The following is a 2,569-nucleotide window of genomic DNA, read 5'->3' as shown; positions in this document are numbered from 1 at the left end:
TGTAAAGGGCGGACCAATTCCAGGCCGCCGTGGCGGAGCAAAATCAGGCCACTGGCAACGTGCAGCCTGAACGAAGAAGGGGCCCGATCGGGCCCCTTCTTCGTTCGTCGCCGATCGTAAGGGTCAGGCCGGCGGGATCTCGCCCGTCTCGGGGTCGTGAGGATCGGCGGTGGCCTGGTTTTGCTCCGCCCGTTCGGCCCGGCCGCGCCGGCTGCGGGAAGTTTTGAGGCGGTAGCTGTCGCCGTTCAGGCTCAGGATGCTGACGTGGTGGGTCAGCCGGTCGAGCAGCGCGCCGGTCAGCCGCTCCGAGCCCAGAACTGACGTCCAGTCCTCAAACGGGAGGTTCGAGGTCACCACGGTCGAGCCACGCTCGTAGCGCTGCGAGAAGACCTCAAACAGCAACTCCGCTCCCGTCGACGACAGCGGCACGTAGCCGAGTTCGTCGACGATCAGGAGCTTTACCGCGGCCAGCTCACGCTGAAGCCGGAGCAGACGACGCTCGTCACGCGCCTCCATCAGTTGGTTGACCAGCGAGGCCGCGGTGGTGAACGTGACCGAGAAGCCCTTCTGGCAAGCCGCCAAGCCGAGAGCCAAGGCGATGTGGGTCTTGCCAGTGCCCGAGTTGCCAAGTGCGATGACGTTCTCTCGGCTGAGGATGTAGCCACAGCGGGCCAGCTCCAGCACGAGCATCTTGTTCAGGCTCGGGATCGCGGCGAAGTCGAACGTGTCGAGGCTCTTCACTGCCGGGAAGCGCGCCGCCCGGATGCGGCGCTCAACCATGCGCCGCTCACGGTCGATCAGCTCCAATTCAACCAGCCGCAACAGGTAGCGCGGGTGGTCCAGGCCGCCCTGGGCGCACTCGCGGGCAACCTTGTCGTACTCGCGCAGCACCGTGGGTAGCTTAAGCTGCTTGAGGTGGTGAGCCAGCAGGACGCCCGGCGTGGTCTCGTCGCGCGCCGGGCTCATGCGGCCACCTCCGGCACCAGCACGGCATAGTCGGCAGCCACGGTGGTCCGCACCGTGGTTCTGGGCAGGTGCGGATAGGCTGCCAGGTCGAGCCGGGGCGGTCGGTGCTCGAGTCGGGCCAGCGCAATCAGCTTGACCGCATCGAAGCCGATCGCCCCGAGCCGGATCGCCTCCGTGACGGCTGCGGCCACCACGTCCTTGGGCATCGCCTCCATCAGGCGCAGCACCTGGATGAACTCGCGCTTGCCCCGGTTGCCCATGCGCGCCTCCAGGAGATGGCGCAGGTGCTGGAACGCCTCGGGCAGATCCCAGCCCTGGAGGGCCGCCGCTTGGTCGAGGGCGTTCGGCTTGGTCTCGATCAGCGCGAGGTAGTGCAGCGGCTCGGACACGAACACGCCGGTGCCGTAGCTGCGTTCGTGCCTGGCGATCTCGATCCCGCCGCACAGGATCACGACCTCGTCGACGAAGCCCTTCACCAGCACGTTCCGGAAGCCGTAGGCGGTGGGCACCGAGTAGTCGTTGCCGTGGTAGCGCACCAACGCGGTCGAGGAGACACGACCAGCCCGCGTCTCGCACGGCTCCAGCGGGACCGCCGGCAGGGCGCGCAGGACCGCACGGTCGGCCACGAGCCGCGTACCGATGAGCTCGGCATACCGACCGGCACACTCATCCTGCCGGACTCGGCAGCGTCGCTCCAGATCAGCGTTCAGCGCCTCGAACGAAGCTGCCTCCGGAGCCGGGGTCATGAAGTTGGACCGGGCGAACTTGACCAGCCCTTCGACTTTGCCCTTGTCGTTGCCCCTGCCCGGACGGCCGAAGCGGTCGCGGAACAGGTAGTGGCTCACCAACTCGGTGAAGGCGCGCGTGCGCTCGCGCTGCCCGTCGCCGCAGATCTTGGCGACCGCGATCTTCGTGTTGTCGTACAGGATCGACAGCGGCACGCCCGTGAAGAAGGCGAAGGCGGCGACGTGCCCGTCGAGGAACGCCTCGGTGGTCTCCCGCGGATACGCCTTCACGAAGCAGGCGTCGGAGTGCGGCAGGGCCATGCAGAAGAAATGGATCTTGCGACGCACGCCGCCGATCGTGGCCACCGCCTCGCCGAAGTCGACCTGGGCATGGCCGGGCGGGTGGGCCAGCGGCACGAAGGTCTCCCGCCCCTGCGACCGGCAGATCCGCACGTGGTCCTTCACCACCGTGTAGCCGCCGGCATAGCCGTGCTCGTCGCGTAGACGCTCGAAGATCCGCTTGGCCGTGTGCCGCTGCTTGACCGGCGCAGTCCGGTCCGCCTCCAGGATGGCTGTGATCACCGGCAGAAGAGGCCCAAGCTTCGGCTTCTCGACCGGCTTCGAGCGCGTATAGCCCGGCGGCAGAGAGAACCGGCACATCTTGGCTATCGTCTCTCGGCTCAGCCCGAACACGCGAGCCGCCTCACGCCGAGAGTTGCCCTCGATAAACACGAACTGCCGAACGGCCGCGTAGACTTCCACGGCAAACATCCCCAGCTCCTCTCGAAAGAGAAGCTTCTCCACTGGCCGGCTTTTACGCCGCCCGCATCAGCACGACGCCGACGCTCCAGTGGATGGTTTTGTCACCGCCCTACACA

The 2,569-nt window shown here is 67.1% G+C and carries 2 protein-coding genes; both read right to left on the bottom strand.

Going from position 1 to position 2,569, the window contains the following annotated elements:
• Positions 1 to 123 precede the first annotated feature (123 nt).
• Positions 124 to 966, bottom strand: a complete 843-nt coding sequence (gene istB / locus MTDSW087_RS29720; RefSeq protein ID WP_003601657.1) for an IS21-like element helper ATPase IstB — start codon at positions 964 to 966, stop codon at positions 124 to 126.
• Positions 963 to 2,462, bottom strand: a complete 1,500-nt coding sequence (gene istA / locus MTDSW087_RS29715; protein WP_144769379.1) for an IS21 family transposase — start codon at positions 2,460 to 2,462, stop codon at positions 963 to 965. The genes istB and istA overlap by 4 nt, the downstream gene beginning before the upstream one ends.
• Between the last annotated feature and the right edge of the window lie 107 nt (positions 2,463 to 2,569).

The organism is Methylobacterium dankookense, assembly GCF_902141855.1.
GTDB classification, from domain to species: Bacteria; Pseudomonadota; Alphaproteobacteria; order Rhizobiales; family Beijerinckiaceae; genus Methylobacterium; species Methylobacterium dankookense.
The sequence above is the reverse complement of the archived record's forward strand: the minus strand, read 5'-3'. Positions and strand labels throughout refer to the sequence as shown.

Excerpts from the sequence above, each read along its gene's own strand:
- istB (WP_003601657.1), bottom strand. The coding sequence starts at position 966 with ATGAGCCCGGCGCGCGACGAGACCACGCCGGGCGTCCTGCTGGCTCAC.
- istA (WP_144769379.1), bottom strand. The coding sequence starts at position 2,462 with ATGTTTGCCGTGGAAGTCTACGCGGCCGTTCGGCAGTTCGTGTTTATC.